The following is a 22,977-nucleotide window of genomic DNA, read 5'->3' on the forward strand; positions in this document are numbered from 1 at the left end:
CAATTCCTGCAAATTTAGTGAAATTCTACCATTACAGCACCCGATTGATGGTGAAGTATTTCTTTGTTGTAAAAATCTAGATTTATCTGGCTTTGAAGCACATCGAAAACCATTCTTTGCAACGTTCCGTCGCCAATGCCGTGTACAATTTCGAGTCTTTTAAGATTGTGCTTTCTACAAAAATCTATTGTGTCTGTCAGTTTTTCTTTCTGAATGAAAAGGCGTTCAAAGCTATCGTAATCATTCGGATTTTTAACTAGATTTTCAAAATGAAGATCCAGAATTAAATGATTTTTACTGTGTTTTTTAGAAATATTTTTCTTCGGTTCTGCTTTTCTTTCAACGCGGATGTTTTCATACAAATCAGCATTTTTCGGCACCAGTTTTTCTTTTGGATATTGGTGTGTAAAGCCATACTCATCTTTAAAAACCACAATATTTCCCTTGGTTGAAGTTACAACTCCAGCCAAATCTTCATCTACCACCGAAACTTTATCGCCAATTTTCATGTCTTTTACCACTAATTACATAAATGCTTTACACAAATTTTCACAAAAATATTAGTGTTATTCGTGAAAATATCTGTTGCATTTGTGTTTTAATTTACATTTTGGGTCCCAATTCAATTACCTCCAAATCTTTTATTTCGTCTCCGTCGATCACAAAACGCATCATCGTTCTCATTTTATGCCAACCTTGTTTTCCACATGCACCAGGATTTAGATGAAGGAGATTGTTTTTCTGGTCAAACATTGCTTTTAAAATATGAGAATGCCCAGAAATAAAGAGTTTAGGAGCTTTTTTGCCAATTTCTTTTTTCGCCAAAGGAGAATATTTTCCGGGATAACCTCCAATGTGAATCATTAAAACTTCTACATTTTCGCAAAAAAAACGATTTACTTCTGGAAATGCGGCGCGAACTTTTGTTCCGTCGATATTTCCGTAAACACCTTTTAACGGTTTCTGTTTTTCAAGCTGTTCAATCACTTCAAAATTTCCAAAATCACCTGCGTGCCAAATTTCATCAGCTTGAGAAGCGTATTCTAAAATACGGTCGTCAATATAAGAATGAGAATCGGAAAGAAGAAGAATTTTGGTCATTTACTATTTTTTTAACCGCAAAAGATTCAAAAGAAATTATTGAAAAAGAGGAAGTTCAAAAGTTTTCAAAATGAAAGTAATCAGCTTTTTCGTCTTTTAAATATCTAAGAATGTTGTAAATCTTTTGACTCTTTTGCAGTTTAATGATTGGCAAATTTACTCAATTATACCGAATTGTTTAAATTTGGGAAAATTTTATACACATGAAAAAGAGACTTTCTTTTTTCTTATTTCTTCTTACGGTTGGAGTGGCTAATGCGCAAGTAGAAGAAAAAAAACTAGATGATTTAATTCAGAATACTTTAAAAACATTCGACGTTCCAGGAATGTCGGTGGGTGTTATTAAAGACGGAAAATTAATTTATTCTAAAGGTTTCGGAGTACGTTCGCTTACTTCAAAACAACCGATGGATGATACTACTTTGGTGGGAATTGCTTCCAATTCAAAAGGTTTTACCTGTACTGCTTTAGCGATTTTGGCAGACGAAGGAAAACTTAATTGGGACGACAAAGTTTCTAAATACATCCCTGAATTTCAAATGTACGACCCTTATGTTTCCCAAAATGTTACCGTGAAAGATTTGGTAACGCACAGAGCTGGTTTGGGTTTAGGACAGGGAGATCTGATGTTTTTTCCTGAAGGAGGAAGCATGTCTGTAAACGATATTGTACATAATGTGAGATATTTGAAACCTGAAAATCCGTTCAGAACGACGTTAGATTATAATAATGTTATGTTTATTGTAGCGGGAGAAGTTATTCACAGAGTTTCTGGATTAACTTGGGCAGAATTTATCGAACAAAAAATCATGAAACCAGTTGGGATGACTTCAAGTTTCGGAAGTTATAACAGAGCAAAATCTGTTTCAAACAAAATTGATGCGCATGCTCCTGTTGATGGAAAAGCAATCGCCGTTCCTCACGACTGGAACGAAACAGCCAACGCAGCCGGCGGAATTATGAGTAACATTAAAGATATGACGACTTGGGCGGAATGTTTAATGAATAATTTTACGACTAAAGACGGGAAGAAATTGGTTTCTGATAAAAACGTACAGCAGCTTTGGAGCCTACAAATTCCGAGTGGTGTAGCGATGAAAAATCCTTACGATACCAGTTTTTATGGTTACGGTTTAGGTTGGTTTTTGAGCGATGTAAAAGGTCATAAACAAGTGCAGCATACAGGTGGTTTAATTGGGACGGTTACTCAGTTTACCTTAATTCCGGATATGAAATTGGGAATTGTAGTTTTAACCAATCAACAGTCTGGAGCGGCTTTCAATACAATTACAAACACCGTGAAAGATTCTTACTTAGGAATTGAAGACAGAAATTGGCTGAAAACGTATGGCGACAGAATGAAAAAAATGGAAGAAGCTTTCGATAAACAAAAGAAAGATGCTTTCGCAAAATCTGAAGCATTTAAAAAAGATAAAAACCTTCAGCCAAAAGCAGAGCAATTTGTAGGAACTTACAACGATACCTGGTTTGGAGATGTTACGATTGCAAAAGAAGGAAATTCTTACAGAATTAATTGTAAAAACTCGCCAAGATTGAAAGGTGAATTGTTGCCCTACTCAAACAATACTTTCATCATTAAATGGGACGATAGAAGCTACGATGCCGACGCATTTTTGATTCTCAACTACGACGAAAACGGAAAAGCAGAATCTGCAAAAATGAAAGCGATTTCAGATATTACCGATTTCAGCTTTGATTTTGATGATTTGGATTTGAAGAGAAAATAAGATTCTTTTAAATTTTTGAAGAAATTATATCAATTAGGGACGGGCTTTAGCCCGTCTTTTTTGATGCGGAATAAGGTTGGCTTTAGCCAAAATGGGATATTATTGTTTTTGAGATAGCATAAATCTCTCCATCAAAAAATCTTTAAACCAGCCCACTTAACTTAAATAATAGATTTTGCAAGTAATTATTTGGTCGTAAAAATCAATACGGTTGTTACTATATTGATGAATAAACTTAATAGCAAAAAAAGAGTGTAATTTTTTTCTTTGATAAGTTTAAAAACTAAAAATACCAGTAAAAAAAGATTCAGTAAAATAGTTGGAATAATGGTTAATTCACCCAAAATATTCAAAAGTTGAAATGGTTTTTCCCATGTAGAATATTGGGTGAAAAATAAAATTAAACTCATGCAAAAAATACTCGCCATAAAGACAAGTATTTCAATATTTTTTTTGTTTTTAAAATCGAGCATTACATTTTAATTTTTCCTGGCTCATAAAAGAAAAGCAACTTTTTATTAGCTCCATCAAATTCAGACCAAGAATCGCAGTCTATTTGGAAACCAGCAACCCCACAAGTCGGAAAATGAAAAATACTATCCGTTAAATAATTAGCAAAATTAGAAATACCATTGTTGTGGGAAAAAAAAGCCACCGAATTCAAAGAATCATCTAAAGAATAAATCACCGATTCGAAATTTCTTTCTTTAGGATTGTAAAGTTGTGCTTCAGTTCCCATTTTCAATTGATAGGTCTGGTTGAAAATTTTACAGGTATTGAGCGCTCGTACAGCGGGGCTAGAAACAAGATAATCGATGCCGATGTTATTGTTTTTCATGTATCGAGACATCAAAATTGCATCTTCTAAACCTTTGTCGGCCAACGGTCTGTCGAAATCTTCGGTTTCTTCCGGCCAGTCGCTTTTGGCATGCCGTACTAAGATGAGTTGCTTCATAATGAGTGGTTTAATTAAATAAAATTATAAAAAATATTATTTAAATAATCAATATTTACAAAAAAAACTGTGTTTAGAATAAAATGGGTAAATTTTCTTAAATTTGCAATCTTATGAAACAGATCCTTGCAATAGACTACGGAAAGGCAAGATGTGGTATCGCAGCAACCGATGATATGCAGATTATAGCAAGCGGTTTAGATACTGTAGCCACAACTTCCTTGATGGATTTTTTAAAGAAATATTTCGCTGAAAACCGGGTAGAAGCTATTGTAGTAGGTTTGCCGACAGATTTGAAGGGGAATCTTTCTGAAGTAGAAACCGATATCTTAAAATTTATAGAAAATTTTAGAAATGAGTTTCCAGACATACACGTTCATCGTTTAGATGAAAGGTTTACCTCAAAAATGGCTTCGTTTTTTATCTCTCAAAGTGGGAAAAATAAAAAACAAAGAGAGCAAAAAGGTTTGATAGATAAAGTAAGTGCAACTATCATATTGCAGAATTTTTTAGAACAAAGAACAAGATGATTTTACCAATACGAGCATTCGGGGATCCTGTGTTAAGGAAAGTAGCAAAGGATATAGAGAAAGATTATCCTGAGTTGCAGGAGCTTATCGATAATATGTTTGAAACCATGTACAGCGCCAACGGAATTGGTTTGGCAGCGCCACAAATTGGTTTAGACATCAGACTTTTTATCGTAGACGTTACGCCTTTGGCAGAAGACGAAGATTATGAAGATATTGCCGAAGAATTGAAAGACTTTAAAAAAGTTTTCATCAACGCTAAAATTCTTGAAGAATCTGGCGAAGAATGGAAATTTAATGAAGGATGTCTCTCTATTCCAGACGTAAGAGAAGATGTGAAGAGAAAAAGTACAATCGTGATTGAATATTATGACGAAAATTTCGTTAAACATACAGAAACTTTTTCCGATATTAGAGCCCGCGTAATTCAGCATGAGTATGATCATATCGAAGGGATTCTTTTCACCGATCATTTAAGTGCTTTAAAGAAAAAACTGGTGAAAGGAAAGCTGGTTAAGATTTCGCAAGGCGATGTGGGAATTAGCTATAAAATGAGATTCCCTAAATAAAATTTAGAATAAAGAAAATAAAAAATAGGTAAAAGGCAGGTGTAATGCTGCCAAAAAAACAAGATTATGCAGTTAGAAAAAATAATTTCAATCTCGGGAAAACCGGGACTTTTCAAATTGGTTTCTCAGCTTAGAAACGGTTTTATTATTGAAGATGTTACGACTAAGAAGAAAGTGAGCATCGGAAACTCAAGCCAGGTAAGTTTGCTAGACAATATTGCAATGTTTACATTCGATAAAGAAGTGCCGTTATTTGAAGTTTTCGAAAATATTGCTAAAAATTACGATTATAAAGAAGCAATTTCTCACAAATCTTCAGACGCAGAGCTTAAAGATTTTATGGGAGCTTCGTTGCCAAACTACGATACAGAAAGAGTTTATGCTTCAGACATCAAAAAATTGGCTCAGTGGTATAATATTCTTCACAAAGCAGGATACATTACTCCTGAAAGCTTTGTAAAAGCAGAAGCTGAAACTCTTGAAGGAGAACCAGCAGAAGTTGTAGCAGAAGAGAAGCCAGCTCCAAAAAAAGCTGCAGCTCCAAAAGCTGAAAAGCCAGCAACTCCAAAAGTAAAAGCTACTTCAGCTCCGAAATCGGCTCCAAAAACAACACAATCTAAAAAAGGATAATCTTTTTAGAAATTCAATACAAAACCTCGTCAGAAATGATGAGGTTTTTTGTTTGTCATTGCCAGCAAAGCGAAGCAATCTGTTGAGGATATTTGTGCAAACCGAACAGATTACTTCGCTATGCCTCCTCGTAATGAAGGCTTAGATTAAGAAGTATTTTCATTAAATTTGCCTTAACCTTAACCTCAACCTCAACCTCAATGAATACCAAACAGGAAAAACTAGAAGCATTCGGAAGATTGTTAGACATCATGGATGATTTGCGTGAAAAATGTCCGTGGGACCAAAAACAGACTTTGCAAACGCTTCGCCATCTTACTTTAGAAGAAACGTATGAGCTTTCTGATGCTTTGTTGCAGGAAGATTTAACGGAAATTAAAAAAGAATTGGGCGATGTGTTGCTTCATTTGGTATTCTATGCAAAAATTGGTTCTGAAAAAGGAAGTTTTGATATTGCCGATGTGATTAATTCTTTAAATGAAAAATTAATCTTCCGTCATCCTCACATTTACGGCGACGTTGAAGTGAAAGATGAGGAAGAAGTGAAGCAAAACTGGGAAAAACTGAAATTGAAAGAAGGAAATAAATCTATTTTGGGTGGCGTTCCTAAAGGTTTGCCGAGTTTGGTAAAAGCATACAGAATTCAGGATAAAGTAAAAGGAATTGGCTTTGAATTTCATGATGCGGAAGATGCCTGGAAAAAAGTAGATGAAGAAATCCAGGAGTTTCATGCTGAAACTGATTTAGATAAAAAAGAGCAGGAGTTGGGCGACGTATTTTTCTCGTTGATTAATTATGCGAGAATTTCTGGGATAAACCCCGATTCTGCTTTGGAAAGAACGAATTTGAAATTTATTTCAAGATTTCAAAAAATGGAACAGCTTGCAGCTGAAGCAAATTTAAAATTAGGAGAGCTAACTTTAGAGGAAATGGATGTTTTATGGGAAAAAGCGAAAAAGGAAATGCTGAAGTAATCAAAATAAACACTAAGATTTGTGTTCTTTGTGAAAAATCCTAGTGTTCATAGTGGTTAAGTATAGTGAAACTACTAGAGGAAATATTTATGACGAAAGTCGCTAAAAAACAAGAACGCGCGAATTCTTAAACCAATTTATTGATTATGCTTTGCACCTTAAAAATGAAAAGTTTATTTAATAAATCTTTACGTTGAAACAAATAAAATCAATATTTAACAAGTAAATGAAAGTTCAAAACCCGATTGCCAATCGTTTTCAATACCTTATCGAAATCAAAAAAACAGAGCGCAAGTGGCATTTTCCCTTGCTTGCCGCGTTGTGTATTGGTACACCTTTGCTGATTGGTTGGTTTTCTGGAAAGCCGAATTTTGGAAGTCTTTCGAGTTTGGGTGCATTAACGATTTTGTACTTTACACAAGCTCCCATAAGTCAGAGAATTATTCATTTGGCAGTTTGTGCTTTTGGGATGATTTTTTCATTTACGCTAAGTTTGTTTTTCAATTTTAATATTTATATTGGTGCTTTAGCGTTGGGAATTGTGGCTTTTCTGTCGCATTTTATCACCAACTATTATAAAATTCCACCTCCTGGAAATTTCTTTTTCATCATGGTTGCGGCAATGGCGAGTAATTTTCAGTTCGATTTGGAGATGATTCCCACAAGAATTGGGTTATTTGCGATGGGAGCTATTCTTTCTTGTTCTTTTGCGTTTATTTATTCGGTTTTTGTTGAAAAATCGGCTGTAATAAGTCTTCCGAGGAGAACTTTCAGAAAAAAAAGATATACGAAATTTGTTGAAAGTGGTATTATCGCAGTTTTCATGACGCTTACCTTAATAATTGGTCATTTATTAAAATTCCAAAACACGTATTGGATTTCTATTTCTACGATTGCTATCATTCAAGGGCGAAGTTTTGAGCACGTAAGACAAAGAAATTTGCATAGAATTATCGGAACTTTTGTAGGTCTTGGTTTAGCTTCAGTGATTCTTTATTTTAATCCAGAAAAAATTACGATGATTGTAATCATCATGATTTTACAATATATTGTTGAACTAATGATTGTGAGAAACTATGGTTTTGCCGTTGTTTTTCTCACGCCACTCACGATTTTGTTGGTAGAAACAGGCAGTCTTGTGCATCATAATGTTGCGGAATTAATGGAAGCAAGATTAATTGATACCATTATTGGAAGCTTAATGGGGCTAACTGCTGGTTTTTTTCTCTATCACCAACAAACGATTGATAATCTTGAAAAAAGTGTGAGATTTTCTTTTTTTCAGTTTAAAAAATTAAAAAAATCTTGATTTTTTCTTTTATACTCTTGTTGATAAAATAAAGTAACAGTGGTTAATTTTAATATATTATGCTAATCTTTTCTAAATATTTGATGATTAATTAATGTAAATGTAATTTTTAGAACAATTTTGTATTGTAAAAAAATATATTTTTGCATTCTATTAAGATAGAATTTTATGAAAAGAAATTTACTATTCTCAAAAACGGCTTTAGCGTTTTTGATGGCTCTTTTCTCTGTGTGGGGATGGGGGCAAACTACGATTGCTTTTAATGGCGCAGAAGATTCTGGTTCTACAATCTCATTAAGTAGCGCGGGAACTTGGTCTTCATCGACAACTAATTCAGGAACTCCTGCAGAAAGAATAAAGACAGGTTTAAAATCTTTTCAGTCTGGGCAAGGTGGTGCTTCTGGTTCTGCAACTTATACATCGACTTTAATTACAAATGCAATATCTGTTTCTGGATATTCGTCTAAATTTGTTGAGCTTTGGAATTCTTCAATTTCAACTACAACAGGAAACGGTATTGATACCACTGTTGATAAATTAGAAGTATATGTGTCTGAAACAACAACGTTTTCTTCGACACCTGATGTTTTGATTAATGCGACAGGAGCAAATAGTAATATTAGATGGGGTATGAGTGGTACAGGTGTTATTACAACAAATGCAGGAACGCAAGCAGTACAGTCATACTCATCAACTTCAGGTAGTGGTGAAACAAAGACAGGAGCTAATGCTTTTTCAAAAATAATTATTAATATTCCAGATTCTTGGGCAACTCTTTATATCAAAATTGTTGCGGTAAATAATGCTTATCAAGAATTTTGGTGTGTAGATGATATTGCAGTAAAAGGAACTGTTTCTTCGTCTAATCCTAATCTTTCCATTTCAGGATCAGCATCAAACGGTTCTTCATGTTTAAATACAGCGAATACACCCGTAACGTACACAATAACTAATAACGGCACAATCGATGCAACTGGAGTAAGTGTTTCATCTAGTAATTCTCAATTTGTGCTTTCTGCTTTATCTTCTCCTACTATTGCTGCAGGTGGAACTGCAACTTTTACAAGTACATTTACCCCTACTTCAACAGGAACACAATCTTCGACAATTACGGTAAGTAGTACAACGTCAGGAAGTAATTCTCCAACATATAGTATTAATGGTACTGGTCTTTCTTCTGTAACAGGAGTTGTAACAACATCTGCTGCAACATCAATTGCTTACACAGGAGTAACTCTTAACGGAAATGTTACGACGGTAGGTACTTGTCCTGCTTCTACAGAGAAAGGTTTTGTATACGGAACAGCAAGTAATACTTATGGAGCGCCTATCGCAGTAGGCTCTTCGGTGGCAACAGGAACATATTCTTACGATTTAGGTTCTTTGTCTAGTGCTACGACTTATTATTATAAGGCGTATGTGAAAGATGCTAATGGAAATTATGTTTATGGTACTGAGCAGAGTTTTTCGACATTGACACCTGCAACACAAATTGCATTTGTAAATGTTCCTTCAAATGGAACTGCTAATTCTAATTTGGCTTCTTTTACAATTGAAGCTAGAACAGCTTCTAATACTGTTGATACAGGCTATTTAGGAACAGTTACTGTGACAAAAGCAAGTGGTTCAGGTGTAATGTCTGGTTCTACAACAAACGTGAGTTTTACCAATGGTATTGCAACTTTCAGTGATGTGAAGTTTGATACTGCAGATACGTATACACTTTCTGCAACTTCAGGAAGTTTTTCAACAATTACTTCAGGAAATATTGTGATTTCTCCAATTTATTCAGGCGTTGGAAGGTTTGAAAAAATTTCAAGTTTAGCATCTTTAACGGATGGAGATTATATTATTGCCGATGCAAATGACCAAGTTATGGCAACCAACTTGATCACAAGTGGTGCTAGTGTGACAGTCGGTTTAAATGCTGTAAATAATATTGTTGTTAATCCTGCGACGACTTCTGTATGGAATATTCTTAATGTTAATGGTTCGTATACAATTAAGAATATTAATAGTTCTAATTATTTAAATTACGTTAGTAGTACAAACTTATCTACTGTTGCATCAGTTACTAATAATCAGCAAAAATGGAATATTTCATATCAATCTGGAGGATATTTTTCAGTTTCAAATGCGAGCGATGCTACTAGATTATTGAAATATAATTCACAATTAGGAACGCCAGGTTTTAAGGCCTATACATCTTCTACAGTTGCTCCTGAAGTAAATTTATATAAAAGAATTGCTGTTACTACTTGGAACGGTTCTTCTTGGTCAAATGGTTTGCCTACGGGTAAAGATGCCATCATTGCAGGAAACTATTCAACAACAACTCAGCCGATATTTACGGCAAGAAATATCACAATCCAAAATGGGGCAGTTTTAGAAATTACCTCTGGTAATACCATCACAGGAGAAAATGTTATAGTAGAAAACGGAGGTAACCTTATCCAAAGATCAGGTTCTACTTTAACTTACAGTGGTACATTTACCGTAAACAAAACTGGAGCAAGTGCAGCAAACAAATATGCATTCTGGGCTTCGCCGGTAGCGAACCAAAATTTAACAACGATTTTTGGAGCAACGACACCACAATTTATTACTGAATACAATACTGCAACAAATTATTTTGTGAATGCAGGTACAACTTCTGTTGTGGGGAAAGGATATTCTATTAAAAATCCGATGGCCAATGCTGCGGTATCTTTTGTAGGAACTCCTAATAATGATAATTTAACATATACATTAAACACCTCAAGTTTTGGTTATAATCTTGTAGGAAATCCTTATCCTTCAGACTTGAATTTGGTTGATTTTTACAATGCAAACTCAACGAAAGTTGGAAGCACATTCTATTTCTGGGATAGCAATAGTGATCCTGTAACTACTCAAGCTGGAAATACAACAACCAACGTTGGATACGCAACTTACAATCCGAATACACAAGTTTGGGCACCTGCACCAAATGTTTTGGTAAATCCTACAGGTAATGTTGCTAAAGTAGCGCAAGGTTTCTTTGTACAAGCTACAAATCCTTCAGATACTTCTCTAAGTTTCACAAATGCCATGAGAACAAGCGAGGCAGGTTCTTTCTTCAATAAAAACAATTCTTCTTTGGAAGGAAAATATTGGGTGAAATTAAGCTCTTCTTACAACACAAATAACACTTTTGTTGTGGCGTATGTAAATGGTGCTTCAAATGCTTTTGATGCATACGATTCTAAAGCTTTAGGAACAGGTTCTGATGCATTTTACACTTTTGCAGGTTCTGAAAAATTGATTATTCAAGGGAAGGGAAGTTTCAATACTTCAGATGTTGTTCCGGTGGGAGCAAAACATTTTGAAACAGGAAATTTCACTATTTCTTTAACTCAAAAAGAAGGAATTTTCAATAACGGACAGGCAATTTATTTGCACGATATGCTTTTAGGTACGTATACCAATCTTCAAAACACATCATATAATTTTACAGCAAACGCAGGTGAAGTTGCCGATAGATTCGAGATTGTTTATCAACTAGGAACACTTTCTACTTCTGAAGCTCAAAAAGGTGGTTTCGAAGTGTACAGACAAGGCGACGATTTCTACGCGAGAAATACTAAAAACATTGAAAAAATTGAAATTTTTGACGCTGCAGGTAGAAAAGTTCAGGAAATCAATGCTTCTTCTCAATTGGTGAAAATTCATGTAGATGCAAAAGGCTTTTACATTATTAAAGCAAAATCTGCAGGTAAAGAATACACAAAAAAAATAACTTATTAAGACAATGAAAAAATTATTCATCATAGGTACATTACTTTTATCCACTTTTGCATTTTCAAATGAAAGCAATCGATATGTGTACGACGAGGTAGAGACTACAGAAGATGCAAGTCTTGCAGGTGATTTTCCTGCCGGTCCGGGAGATCCAGCTCCAATTGATCAGTACATTCCAATTTTGGTTTTGGCTGCTGTTGGTTTAGCTGCTTTCTACGGAAAAAAGAAACATATTTCAGAATAATCTTAGATTCAATATCAAGCCTTCAAAGTTTTCTTTGAAGGCTTTTTTTATGCTGAAAAAAGAAATACATTTGATAGACCATATTCTCTTAAAGTTTAAACCTTAAAGAAAACCTATGAAACTTACTTATATTCTTGCAATTTTCATATTTAGTTGCAGTCCCAAAAACCAAGAAAAGGCGATAACTAACGAATTGAAAACTGAATTTTCGCTTCCGAAAAAGCTAAAAGAAGTCTCTGGAATTGCACTTTCGCAAGATCAAAAAACGATTTGGGCGATTGAAGATTCGGGTAATAAAAATATGGTCTATGGTTTAGACAGACAAGGAAATCTGATTGCAGATGTTTTGGTTGAAAACGCTGAAAATAACGACTGGGAAGATATTACAAAAGATAAAGCCGGCAATTTTTACATCGGTGATTTTGGCAATAACGACAATGACAGACAAAATCTTTCTATCATTAAATTAGATTTAAAAAACAGCGCACAAAAATCTACGAAAGTAGTTCAGACTACAAAATTTCATTATGAAAGTCAAACCGAATTTCCTCCTAAAAAATCAAACTTACTGTACGATTGCGAAGCTTTTGTAGAAAAAGACGGCTACTTTTATCTCTTCACAAAAAACAGAAGCAAAGGTTTTGACGGTACTTTTCTCGTTTTTCAAGTTCCAAACAAAGAAGGTGATTTCGAAGCGAAATTAGTTGGGAAATTAAAGTTAGAAGGTGGGTACAACGATGCTGCAATTACTTCGGCTTCTCTCAATTCGGATAATCAGATTGTGCTTTTAACACATAAAAATATTCATATTCTTTCTGGGTTTAAAGCAGATGATTTTAATTCAGCTAAAATTCAAAAAATATCTTTAAAACACGAGTCGCAAAAAGAAGCGGTGGTTTTTATTGATGACAAAACAATACTTATCGCCGACGAAAAAGATAAAAATGAAGGCGGAAATATCTATAGTTTTTCGCTTTAATTAATAAAAAACCTTCAAGACTTTAAAAATCTTGAAGGTTTTGTTTTGTACAAATATTCTGTAAAATATTTTAGAAACTCATTCCTACACCGCCAGAAATTCTACCGCCATCAGAACCTGTAAAATAATCGAGGTGCGCAGAGAACATATCTAAAACTCCAAGCCAGAAACCTGCGCCCACTCCTTGATGCCATTTGTTCGAGATTTCGTAGTCTGTCCACACTCTTCCCACGTCATAACCTACCAAAACCCCCATGTTTGTTGGGATAAAATTGTTTTTAATGCGCCCAAAATCCCAGCGAATTTCTGCGCTGTTCAAGAAGGATGATTTGCCTGAAAATCTTTCATTTCTGTAGGCTCTAAAACCGGATCTTCCACCAATACTTGCTGCTTGATAAAACTCAAAATTATTGTTGTTCAGAATGATCGCATTCATAGAATTAGCAAAAACAAATTTTCCGTTTTTATCTATTTTTTTGAATAAGTTTAAGGTTCCTTGGTAAGAAACAAAGTTTTGGTTAAACTGTGATAAATTGGTTTTCCAACCTGCATTTAAGACAAGTTCCATCCCTAAAGTTGGGAAAGAATTACTATCTGTATTTTTGAAACTGAAAGTGTAATTGGCTCCCGCAAACTGTTGCCCGTTGAAAACTTCTGGGTTGATGTCTTTAGAAACAGCTACAATTCTGTCTTCATTTCTTTGTACTTCAGAATGCTCAAAAGTCAGCTGAACTTGATGTTTCAAATTGAGCCAGCTTTTCTTTGAGATTGAAGGTGCAAATTTTATCTGCGAAATTCTTACACGGTTGTAGTTTTTATCATCTTCATCCGCATTGTACGGAGATTCGTTTCCAAGTCCGAAAAATGTTCTGGCAAAATGTGGTGTGGTGTAAAGTGCATCAATTTGTGCATCCCAACCTGCTATTGCTTTTTTAAAAATTCCTTTATAACCTAAATTGAACCCACCTGTTGCTGTGTAAAGATTTGCACTAAGCGCATGTCGTGAAGAGAATGGGTCTCTAATGAAATTATTTACAGTATAATTGGCCACAAAGCCTAGAATAATACCATCATCCGGGTTGTAATTAGCGTTCGGATATCTCGCAAAGAAATTATATTTTGGATGTTTCCAGTTGTAGGTGTTAATTTCGTAATCATCTCGAATGCTTTTGTGTGTTCCTTTAGTTTCGTAGGTGTTTTTTTGTGATTTATAATCGTAAATTTTCACACGGCTTCCGTTGGCAACTTTGTAAACATCATGGTTATATCCGCCGATTAATCGAATGTTTATTTTGGTTTTAGCGTTTCCGGTAACTTCATATGTATCATCATCTTCAAGACCGTAAATCCAGATTTCTTTGGTTAGTTTATCGTTGTATGTTTTTTCAAAAACCAAATTTTCTGAATTTTTTTTCTCATTCAGTTCGTATATTTTTACCGTTACAAGACCTTTCATGTCTTTAGAAACAACAAATTTATCTTTGTTTACAGTTCCGGCAAGTGGTACTTTTTCTGATAATGCAATTACATATTGAGTAGCGTACAAATCAAGCTTCTTTTTTCTTTCTTTTAATTTTTGCTGAATATCAAGAACTGTTTCATCTTGTACTTCTTGAGGTAAATTTTTGAATGCGTTATCAATATCTGCATCCGAAATGTGTTCTTGGATAAATTTCGCTTGGTTGTGCCATTGTTTTTCTGTGGCGCTTCTCAAAAAGATTAGGTCTAGAGGGTATCCTTCAGTATTCAGCCATTTTACGCTTTTAAGATCTTCTTTAAAAGATTTCATGTGGCGAATCATTGGGATATTCATAATAAACGTAAAAGCAGCGCCGTCGTACTTACTAAAAGCCTGGTCGTGATCTCTTGGGATGGGTTTATAGACTACGTTGTTGCCGTTTTTGTATTCAGCCCATTTCCATTGGTCGTCGTGTCTGTCCCAGTCGCCAATTAGCATATCAAAAAGTCTTGCTCTGATATATAAATCCTGATCTACAGAATAATTGCTGTTTTTCTGTAAATTTTTTATAACATCTAGTGTAGAAACCACATCGGTAGCGTTGTCTAGCGAAGCTAAAGTTTTAGAATCGGAAGAGAAGCGCTCTTCTATCATGTACAATTCGTCGCCGTAAGTTTTGTTGAAATCACCAAGTTGTTTTTGTTTAGGAACGTAATAAAGTTTTGGGTCGCTATGAAAAAGCCCTATCTTATCAGACAAATTCCCGATAGCAAAAGGAGTGTAAGGGTGGCTTGTAGTGTAGAAATCGAGTAAAAATCTTTCTGGAAATTTGTTTTTTAAATCGTCTGAAAAACTGTTTTTCTTAAATCCTTGATTATTCAAAAATCTAATAGCGTTTTTCTTTAATCCACGCATTGCAAATTCTTGTCCGTCTTCGGTTTCAATTCTTAAGCTGTTCGACTGGTTTCCGCCACCTTCTCGAATCGGCGTGAAGCCTCCATTTAAAGTCGAAAGATTAGCGACTTCTGCTTGTACAGGTATACCATAATATTCTCTATACAAATCTCCCCAAAGCCAACGGTAAAATTTGCTTTTCTGAGTCTTTTTAGAATCATACACAGAAGCCGTAAAGTTGGATGGAAGTGTCGTAGGAAAGTTGTTTACAAATTCTCCAGGTTTATTTTGAACCTGAATATGAGAAAGACTTTCCGACTGATTGTTTTTTGTTGAAAAAAATTCAACATCTGCACTTTTGTCTGATCTTAAATTTAAAACTGCAAAACCGCTCCCTCCATAAGCAAAATCGGATTCTGAAGTAATCGTAACTGGATCTGTCTTTGAACCCGCTCCGCTAATGATTTGTCTGATGTTTTTTTCGGAATGATACTGAAGATTATGATCATGACCAGAAACCAAAATTACATTTTTATTGTCTTGAATAATGTTTTGTATTCTTCCTGCAAAGTCGTCGTAATGATTATTGCTTATGTCTTCCATACTTGCGCCAGATGCACTTCTTAAAGTAGTAAGTATACTTGCAACACCAGGAATGGGAACTTTACCGTTAAAAGCCGAAAGATGCGACTTTGCAGAGTTGAAGCCTGCATGCACTCCTGAACTGATAACTGGGTGATGCAACGCTACAATTATTCTCTTATTTTGATTTTTTACGATTAAGTCTCGGAATTCATCGTAAAAATCTTCCCGAGTTTTTATGTCGCAATTTTTGTTGATCCCTACATACTTATCCCAATCAATTAGCGCCCATTCGGAGTTTATTACAATTAGCTTTATATCTTTTGTGAGGTCTATTGCATCAATGGGGCAAGAATTTTTCGGTAGAAAAGATTTTTTATCATTTAAATAACTTTTAACGAAATCTTCCTGCGCTTTCAATCCTTCTACACCGTGATACCAATCATGATTTCCCGGAATAACCAATGTTTTACCTTTAAAATTTTGGGTAATGGCAAGTTGGTTTTCCAATTTTTGTTTCGCTAAAGGGTAATCTTTATCCGTTTCTTTTGGCATTCCGAGAGGGTAGATGTTGTCACCTAAAAAAATGAGCATAGAATTTGAATCTGCTGCTGCAAGTTTGTTTTTTAAAAGATTAAGTGTTTGTTGTGATTGTTCTTCATTGGCGTTTCCTGCATCACCTAGAAGAAAAAGCTGAAAATCTGATTTGTTTTGTATTTGAGCCGAAGAAACTTCGTTCAACTTTTTTCCCTTGTGAACTTTGTAAGTGGCACAAGAGTATAAAAGCAGGGAAAATAGAATGATGCCGAAAAAAGGACGGCTATTTTTTAAAGATGAGGTTAAAGATAAATTCATACATTTACATTAAGAAAAATCTGCAATGAATATTTTAGATAAAGCTAAAAACTACGTAGAAAGCTTATTCAAAGATAAGTTATCTTCGGTTTACTTTTACCATAATTTTATTCACACTTCTTTTGCTGTACAAAAGGCAGAAGAAATTATCAAACATAGTGCTATTTCTGAAAAAGAAAGAGAAAAAATTGTTTTGGCACTCTGGTTTCACGACGTGGGTTTTACCGATTGCAATGCAGAAGGTCATGAGGAAAGGGGAGCTGTAATTATGCAAGAGTTTTTAAAAAACGAAAATTATCCTGAAGATTATATTCAGGAAGTTACGGCGCTTATTCTCTCAACTCAAAAATATCATCAACCTGAAAATTTAAAGGAGATGATTATGAAAGATGCAGATTTTAGCCATTTCTCGAGTCCGTTTTACAATGATACGGCGGAAGCGCTTAGAAAAGAGTGGGAACTTACAGGAGGTCCTTGTTTTTCTACAGAAGATTGGAATGTAATGAATCTGGATTTTCTAAAAAATAAACATACATACTTTACCGATTACGCTAAGGTTTCTTGGGAGCCTTTAAAGCAAAAAAATATCAAAAAAATAGAAAAGAAGTTGGAAAAAGAAGAAGGCAAGAAAAAAGAAAAACCAGAAAAAAAGGAAGAAAAATCAGACAGAAGTGTCGATACGCTTTTTAGAGTTACTTTGAATAATCATACAAGATTGAGCGATATTGCAGACAGCAAAGCCAATATTTTGCTTTCTGTAAATGCTATTATTATTTCGGTTTGTCTTTCGGTTTTGGTTCCAAAGTTGGATACGCCAAAAAATACACATTTAATAATTCCTACGTTTTTGCTTTTAATTTCAAGTGTTTTAACGATCATTTTTGCCATTCTTTCTACAAAACCGAATGTTACCAAAACACGTTTTACACCGCAAGATGTTTCTGATAGAAAAGTGAATCTTTTGTTCTTTGGAAATTTTGAGCAGATGCTTTTTGATGATTTTCAAACATCGATGCGAGATTTAATTAAAGACAGAGAATACATTTACGATATGATGGTGAAGGATTTGTACTTTTTAGGAAAGGTTTTAGACCGAAAATACAAACTGCTTTCTACAACGTATAAGATTTTTATGGCAGGAATTATTATTTCTGTACTGTCTTTTGCTTACGCTTTTCTTACGCTTTAATTACGTTTACGCTAAAGAAACTCTCATCGCTAAAAGCCCGGAAGCGCCTTGTAGATCCTCAACACGAAGAAGTTCTACGTCGTTTTTCAGAATAAGATTTTTCTGAAGTCGAGAAATGTACCCAAGATATTCTTTTTGGTTTTCCATTCCGAAATAGACGATGGTGATTTTTCCCGGCGAAGTTATTCTTTTGTTAGAATCTTTAATTTTTGCTTTTTCTAAACGTTTTTTAATGATTTCGTAGAAAGAATTGTGCGCTCCATCTACATCAAACCTTTTTTCGTCCATACGAAAACGTACATCGATTCGTTCGTTGTAAACAAAAATCATGGAAGCAATTTCTAAGTCTATAGGAAGCTGCTTTCCAAATTTTTTAAACTCCTGTTCTATTTTGCAAATCGTTTCCAGCTGCCAAAAACGTAGTTTACTTAGATTTTTAGAAGAGTATGGTAACGTAGGATTTAGGTTTTGACCAATATATAAATTATGCTCTACTCCGTCAGATTTAAACCTTTCAAAATAATGAGGGTATATTTCCTGTGCTTCGATTTGGCTTTCGTCTAGAATATCGGCAATCTTTCTGTTCACTAAAGTGATAGATTCGTCTAATTTTTTTCGGTTTGAGTAGAAAAGACTGTTTACAGAATATATTTTGGAGAAATAATCTTTAATATTTTTATCCGAATGCAGCTCTAGCTCAGCCTGTAGCAAAGGGTGAATTTCCTCGTTCAGTAAACGTTGAAATCTTTGTTCGGTATCTGCTTTGAAATCATTGTTCAGTTCGTTTTCAAATAATTCTAAGGCAAATAAATATTTGTCTTGGTCTTGTATTTGTGTGCCGGAAAAAATGTCGCAAAGGGTTTCTATTTGCTCGTTAAGATCAGCCAACATAAGATTAAATCGTTTTTCTGAAGAAGATCTGATATCTGAAACTCCAAAAAGCGGACTTAAATTTTTGAAGCTAATTTCTTTGAGTGTATAGAGTTTTTTCTGAATGGATGCATTGAAATATTTTTCTGCTTCATTTTTGAATTTCCACAATACAGATTGATGAATACTCGTGTATTCACGCTGAATAATGGCTTCAATTTGGTTTTCTCTTTCGTGTTTAAAACGGTTGAGAGAAAAAATCAGAATGTCGCTCATAGAATCCAGTTTTCGCAGTTTTAAACCATTAAAGCTTCCTGCGATCTCGGAAGTAAATTCCATTAAAGCTAAAACCTCGCCTTCATGAATGATGGGGATTACCATGAAACTTTTGATGTTGTTCTTGGTAAGAATCTCAAAATTTGGAGAATTTTTTATTTCCTCATCAAAGTGATCAACATCGGAAATTGCAACTGGTTTGGGATTGTATTTTAAATTTTGAAACGCCATCTTCCGCATTTCTCCGTCGTACAGATTAATCCAAAAGTCTAAAAGATAGCTTGTTAAAATATTTTCATACACCGGTAGTTTTTCTAATCTTTGGTGTTGATGATCCATCAACATTAATCCAAAATTAAGCTGCGGTACATCAAAATATGATTTGAAAATTTCCTTTAGATTTTCGTTGGGTAAAGGGTTTTCAGGATCAATCTTAATCATGGTAGATTTCAGATCAGATAGAGCAACTTCAGTAGTACAGTCTACGAGCGAAAAAATATTAAACCCTTTCAAAGACCACGAATGTGGAGGGAAATGTTTTTTCCAAAGGCTTATGTCATCTATATTTTCTAAAAGAATTTCTAGGTCTTTATCGCTTGGAAGGTGGGTTGTTTCCAATGGGGTAATTTCTGAAAAATCTGAATTTACCGTTATTTTATAATGTTTTATAACACCATTTTGGTCGGGAATGTCGTAGTAAAACGGAATATTAATTTTAATATCTTTCCTGAAATAGACCTGTATTATAATGCAGCAAGAAAGGATGTAGATTTCATCTGTAGACATTTCTCTAAACTCAAGGTTGAAATTGTGTCCCGCATCTGCCAAAATTTTTCTAAACCTTTCGGTGTAATTAAATGTAATATTTGATAAAGGTATACTAGCTGCTTTAATCTCATTATTAGTAAGACCAGTAGGGAAGAGGTCTGCTAAAAGAAGCCTGATTAAATCTTCGTGCTTGCTGAGAAGGTTGAAATCTTGTGAACCTTCAATAAGTTCAGGGAATTTCTTAAATCGCTCGATAATAGATTCGGCGTAGTTTACTCGATATTCAATTCTGTCGTTATGACGAATGTGTTCTAGTACATCCAAATACTTTTTGAACGATAAAAAAACATGAAACGGGCTCTCTTCCTGCAAAAATTGTGACACTAAATAAAATTGGAGACTAAAGGTAGGAAAATTAAAGAAGATTTTAAAAATAGATTTAGTTTAAATATAAATAATTTTGAATTCAGCAAAAATAAAGGTTTAAAAACGCTGTGTAATCGATTTGTTTTCATTTATTGGCTAAAATAAATCAATTGTAAAGAGATATGAATGTTAAATTTGTAAAATTTTTTAAAATTATCATAATTGTGTGAAGATCTTGTTGTACCTTTGCACCGTTTCTTGAAAAAACCTAGGTTTTAAAAGGAATAAAAAAGAAAAAAAATTTTAAAAAAAAGTGCTTGTTCTAAATTTAAGAGCACAGAGGAATTATGAGAAAAATACTATCCTATGCAGTTCTAGCATCTTTGTTGACGGTTGTTTCGTGTAGAAACGACGATGGGGAGATGCAAAATGGCCAAGAAGAAGGCCTAATTCTAAACAGCGATGCAAAAGCGCTAAGCAAAAGAATCCTTTTTGATAATGCCGGAGTACTAGACATGAAACCTAGTTCGGGTGGCAAAACAAATGTTGCCGGAAATTTTCCTTTGGTACTTGTTGCTGAGGTAGCTCCGCCTTCGTACAATGGTAAGACGCTTCGTGCGACACACATTGCTTTGGAGGGTAATTACGCCTATGTTTCTTACAACACCGAAGGTGAAACGTATTTAGGTGCGGTAGAAGTAATTAATGTAAGCAATCCAAACTCTCCACAATTGGTAATGCAGGCAATTTTACCTAATACAGACGTAAGCTCTGTACGTTATGATGATGGTAAATTGTACATCGCAGGTTCTAAAGATATTTATGCTTCAGGAAACGCAAACCCAGCTTTTGTTGGAAGTATGGCTTTAAATGGAGGAATGCTTGGAACTTCTTTTCAGCAAACATTCATTCCTGGTAAAGTAGCCACAGATGTTACATCTTTTGGGTCTAAATACTATGCCGTTTCTGGTACTTCAGGGGTTTTAGCTCAATTAAATAAGAGCAATCAGCAAGTAGAATTTTCTATTCCTTTGAATGACTTAAGAGCTTTAGGATATAATGATAATAAAATTGTTGCGCTAAGCGGAACTGATGGAGTGAAAGTTTATAGCGCAAACGGTCTAAACCTTATTGCTTCTTTCAATACCAATACAGACATTGCAAATGCAAAAAGAACAATAGATTTTATCGACGGTAAACTTTTAGTTTCTTCAGGATATAATGGAGTAGGAGTTTACAATCTTACATCAGGAGCGTTAGTACAGCAGCTTAATGTACCAACATCTGTTGTGGGTGTAGATCAGGCAGATATTATGAGTAATGCCGTTTCTGTAAACCAAGGTCGTGTATTTGTAGCAAATGGTGGTGCAGGTCTTTATGTGTACGAACCGGGAACTACAAATTTAGCTTTAAAAGGATCACTTAGTTTAACAGGTTCTTCAAACTATGTAGTAAGTAAAGGTGAATACATCTTTGTTGCAGGTGGAACAGGCGGTTTAAAAATTATCAAAACAGTAGCTCCTGCAAACGGAGGGATGAACTGTTCTCAGTACCCAGAATATACTGGAAATGATTGGTTAAATGTAAACTCTGGTCAAACTCTTGAATATTCAGGAACAAAGAGCCTACAAGGAATGAATGTAAACGAAAGCCTTACTTGGTGCGGTGCCCTTACTGTTTCGCAAAGTGTAAACATCAACAGCAACGGTACGTTTAATATGTACGGAACTTTCTATCAAGGATCTCAATCTAACCCGTGGAATTCTCTAAATGTAAATGGAGGTTCATTATTCAACCTGAATGGTAACTTTACAACGTACGGACACATGATCTTGAATGCTAATTCTACATGGAAAATTCAAGGAAATGTAACCATCTTTGGAAATCTTACCATGAACAACAAATCTAAAATTGAGTTCATCGGAACCAATTCTTCTATTACCATTAACGGTACCCTTACAAGAAATGGAAACACAACTGTTACCGGAACGTTTACGGACGTGAACAATAAGTTTTAACCAAATACAACTTTATCATATAGTAAAGACTGCTTGAAAAAGCAGTCTTTTTATTTTCACATCATGATATAAATAAAAAAATGCAATCTAAAAGACTGCATTGTACATTTATTTTCTTATCCGCCCATTTGTTTCAGTTCTTCTTCGGTCATAATATTGTAACCTTCCGGAACATCTATTTTGAAGATGGATGGATCTACTTTTTTAGTAAAAGATGTTGCTGTAAAATTCATCGTCATGCCATCATCACTGGTAGAAAACTCTAATGGTATACCGAGATCAGCTTTTACAAACTGTTGTTGTCCTACCAAATTGGTAACGATATCTTTTGTAGTCCAAATTATTAAAGTTTTCCCTTGTTCATTTTTTTTAATGTATTTTTTGCAGTTAAACCCTAAGATGGTTTTGGTTTCGGCAGTTGCAACAATCTCGTCTTTTTGGCTTTCTTCATTGTTTTTTACATCATCAATTTTGGTCGCAATTTTGTTTCCCATCACTTCCATCAAAATGATGCCTTTATTTAGTTTTGCATCAATAGAGGTCTTCATTTTCATCATTTCTCCCATTTTCATCTCCACTGCTGTTTTATCTTTTATGAAATACAACTCCATTAAGGATCCCTGTAACATGGTTGCTGCATTTGCCATTTCGGGAGAGTCTCCGGTAATTTCTATTTTATAAGAAATTTGCCCTTCTGTAGTCTGAGAAAATAGTTTAGAGGTAGAAAGCATTAGTATAAATGCTAAAAACATGGATTTTATTGTCATGGTCATAAATTTAAGTGATAAATATACAGCTTTTTGTTTTTGAAAGTATTCTAATTTCTCATTAAAGAATAAATATAAACTTATGAAAATTGCTAAAAATAGGGTATAGAAAAGTTTATATGAAAACAGAACTCC

Annotated in this window: 17 protein-coding genes; 11 read left to right on the forward strand and 6 right to left on the reverse strand. The window is 34.4% G+C overall.

Going from position 1 to position 22,977, the window contains the following annotated elements; genetic code table 11:
- Positions 1–14: 14 nt before the first annotated feature.
- Positions 15–509: a Smr/MutS family protein gene (locus AC2A1D_RS11925; protein WP_484043869.1), complete on the reverse strand. Its 495-nt coding sequence runs from the start codon at positions 507–509 to the stop codon at positions 15–17.
- Positions 510–603: 94 nt separating this feature from the next.
- Positions 604–1,101, reverse strand: coding sequence for a metallophosphoesterase family protein (locus AC2A1D_RS11930; RefSeq protein ID WP_484043870.1), 498 nt, complete (start codon positions 1,099–1,101; stop codon positions 604–606).
- 203 nt (positions 1,102–1,304) lie between these two features.
- Between AC2A1D_RS11930 and AC2A1D_RS11935 the strand changes: the two genes are divergently transcribed.
- On the forward strand, positions 1,305–2,849 hold the full coding sequence (locus tag AC2A1D_RS11935) for a serine hydrolase (RefSeq protein WP_484043871.1): 1,545 nt from the start codon (positions 1,305–1,307) through the stop codon (positions 2,847–2,849).
- A 472-nt stretch (positions 2,850–3,321) separates the two neighbouring features.
- On the opposite strand, the gene AC2A1D_RS11940 is transcribed toward AC2A1D_RS11935, so the two are convergent.
- Positions 3,322–3,804 carry a SixA phosphatase family protein gene (locus tag AC2A1D_RS11940; RefSeq protein ID WP_484043872.1) on the reverse strand — a complete coding sequence of 161 codons (483 nt, stop codon included), beginning with the start codon at positions 3,802–3,804 and terminating at the stop codon, positions 3,322–3,324.
- Positions 3,805–3,917: 113 nt separating this feature from the next.
- Here AC2A1D_RS11940 and ruvX point away from each other — a divergent pair, with 113 nt between their 5' ends.
- From ruvX to AC2A1D_RS11980, 8 genes are all read left to right on the forward strand, one after another.
- The gene (gene ruvX / locus AC2A1D_RS11945) at positions 3,918–4,334 is read left to right on the forward strand and encodes a Holliday junction resolvase RuvX (RefSeq protein ID WP_484043873.1); all 417 of its coding nucleotides are present in this window, start codon (positions 3,918–3,920) and stop codon (positions 4,332–4,334) included.
- Positions 4,331–4,903: a peptide deformylase gene (gene def / locus AC2A1D_RS11950; RefSeq protein ID WP_484043874.1), complete on the forward strand. Its 573-nt coding sequence runs from the start codon at positions 4,331–4,333 to the stop codon at positions 4,901–4,903. Before ruvX ends, def begins: the two co-directional genes overlap by 4 nt.
- A 66-nt stretch (positions 4,904–4,969) precedes the next feature.
- Complete coding sequence (locus AC2A1D_RS11955) at positions 4,970–5,533, forward strand: DUF5606 family protein (RefSeq protein ID WP_484043875.1); 564 nt, start codon at positions 4,970–4,972, stop codon at positions 5,531–5,533.
- Positions 5,534–5,733: 200 nt separating this feature from the next.
- Positions 5,734–6,507 carry a nucleoside triphosphate pyrophosphohydrolase gene (gene mazG, locus AC2A1D_RS11960; protein WP_484043876.1) on the forward strand — a complete coding sequence of 258 codons (774 nt, stop codon included), beginning with the start codon at positions 5,734–5,736 and terminating at the stop codon, positions 6,505–6,507.
- Positions 6,508–6,733: 226 nt separating this feature from the next.
- Complete coding sequence (locus AC2A1D_RS11965; RefSeq protein ID WP_484043877.1) at positions 6,734–7,816, forward strand: FUSC family protein; 1,083 nt, start codon at positions 6,734–6,736, stop codon at positions 7,814–7,816.
- Positions 7,817–7,984: 168 nt separating this feature from the next.
- Complete coding sequence (locus tag AC2A1D_RS11970) at positions 7,985–11,581, forward strand: Ig-like domain-containing protein (protein WP_484043878.1); 3,597 nt, start codon at positions 7,985–7,987, stop codon at positions 11,579–11,581.
- 4 nt (positions 11,582–11,585) lie between these two features.
- The gene (locus AC2A1D_RS11975; RefSeq protein ID WP_484043879.1) at positions 11,586–11,819 is read left to right on the forward strand and encodes a hypothetical protein; all 234 of its coding nucleotides are present in this window, start codon (positions 11,586–11,588) and stop codon (positions 11,817–11,819) included.
- Positions 11,820–11,934: 115 nt separating this feature from the next.
- On the forward strand, positions 11,935–12,798 hold the full coding sequence (locus AC2A1D_RS11980; RefSeq protein WP_484043880.1) for a hypothetical protein: 864 nt from the start codon (positions 11,935–11,937) through the stop codon (positions 12,796–12,798).
- Between the two features lie 70 nt (positions 12,799–12,868).
- On the opposite strand, the gene AC2A1D_RS11985 is transcribed toward AC2A1D_RS11980, so the two are convergent.
- Complete coding sequence (locus AC2A1D_RS11985; RefSeq protein WP_484043881.1) at positions 12,869–16,588, reverse strand: metallophosphoesterase; 3,720 nt, start codon at positions 16,586–16,588, stop codon at positions 12,869–12,871.
- Between the two features lie 25 nt (positions 16,589–16,613).
- Between AC2A1D_RS11985 and AC2A1D_RS11990 the strand changes: the two genes are divergently transcribed.
- Positions 16,614–17,777, forward strand: a complete 1,164-nt coding sequence (locus AC2A1D_RS11990) for a Pycsar system effector family protein (RefSeq protein ID WP_484043882.1) — start codon at positions 16,614–16,616, stop codon at positions 17,775–17,777.
- 6 nt (positions 17,778–17,783) lie between these two features.
- Here AC2A1D_RS11990 and AC2A1D_RS11995 read toward each other — a convergent pair whose 3' ends face one another.
- Positions 17,784–20,015 carry a GAF domain-containing protein gene (locus AC2A1D_RS11995; RefSeq protein WP_484043883.1) on the reverse strand — a complete coding sequence of 744 codons (2,232 nt, stop codon included), beginning with the start codon at positions 20,013–20,015 and terminating at the stop codon, positions 17,784–17,786.
- A 389-nt stretch (positions 20,016–20,404) separates the two neighbouring features.
- Between AC2A1D_RS11995 and AC2A1D_RS12000 the strand changes: the two genes are divergently transcribed.
- Positions 20,405–22,075, forward strand: coding sequence for an LVIVD repeat-containing protein (locus AC2A1D_RS12000; protein WP_484043884.1), 1,671 nt, complete (start codon positions 20,405–20,407; stop codon positions 22,073–22,075).
- Positions 22,076–22,191: 116 nt separating this feature from the next.
- Here AC2A1D_RS12000 and AC2A1D_RS12005 read toward each other — a convergent pair whose 3' ends face one another.
- Positions 22,192–22,842: a hypothetical protein gene (locus AC2A1D_RS12005; RefSeq protein WP_484043885.1), complete on the reverse strand. Its 651-nt coding sequence runs from the start codon at positions 22,840–22,842 to the stop codon at positions 22,192–22,194.
- Positions 22,843–22,977: the final 135 nt, after the last annotated feature.

The sequence above is a fragment of the Chryseobacterium sp. HNCC26DJ239 genome, assembly GCF_057180445.1.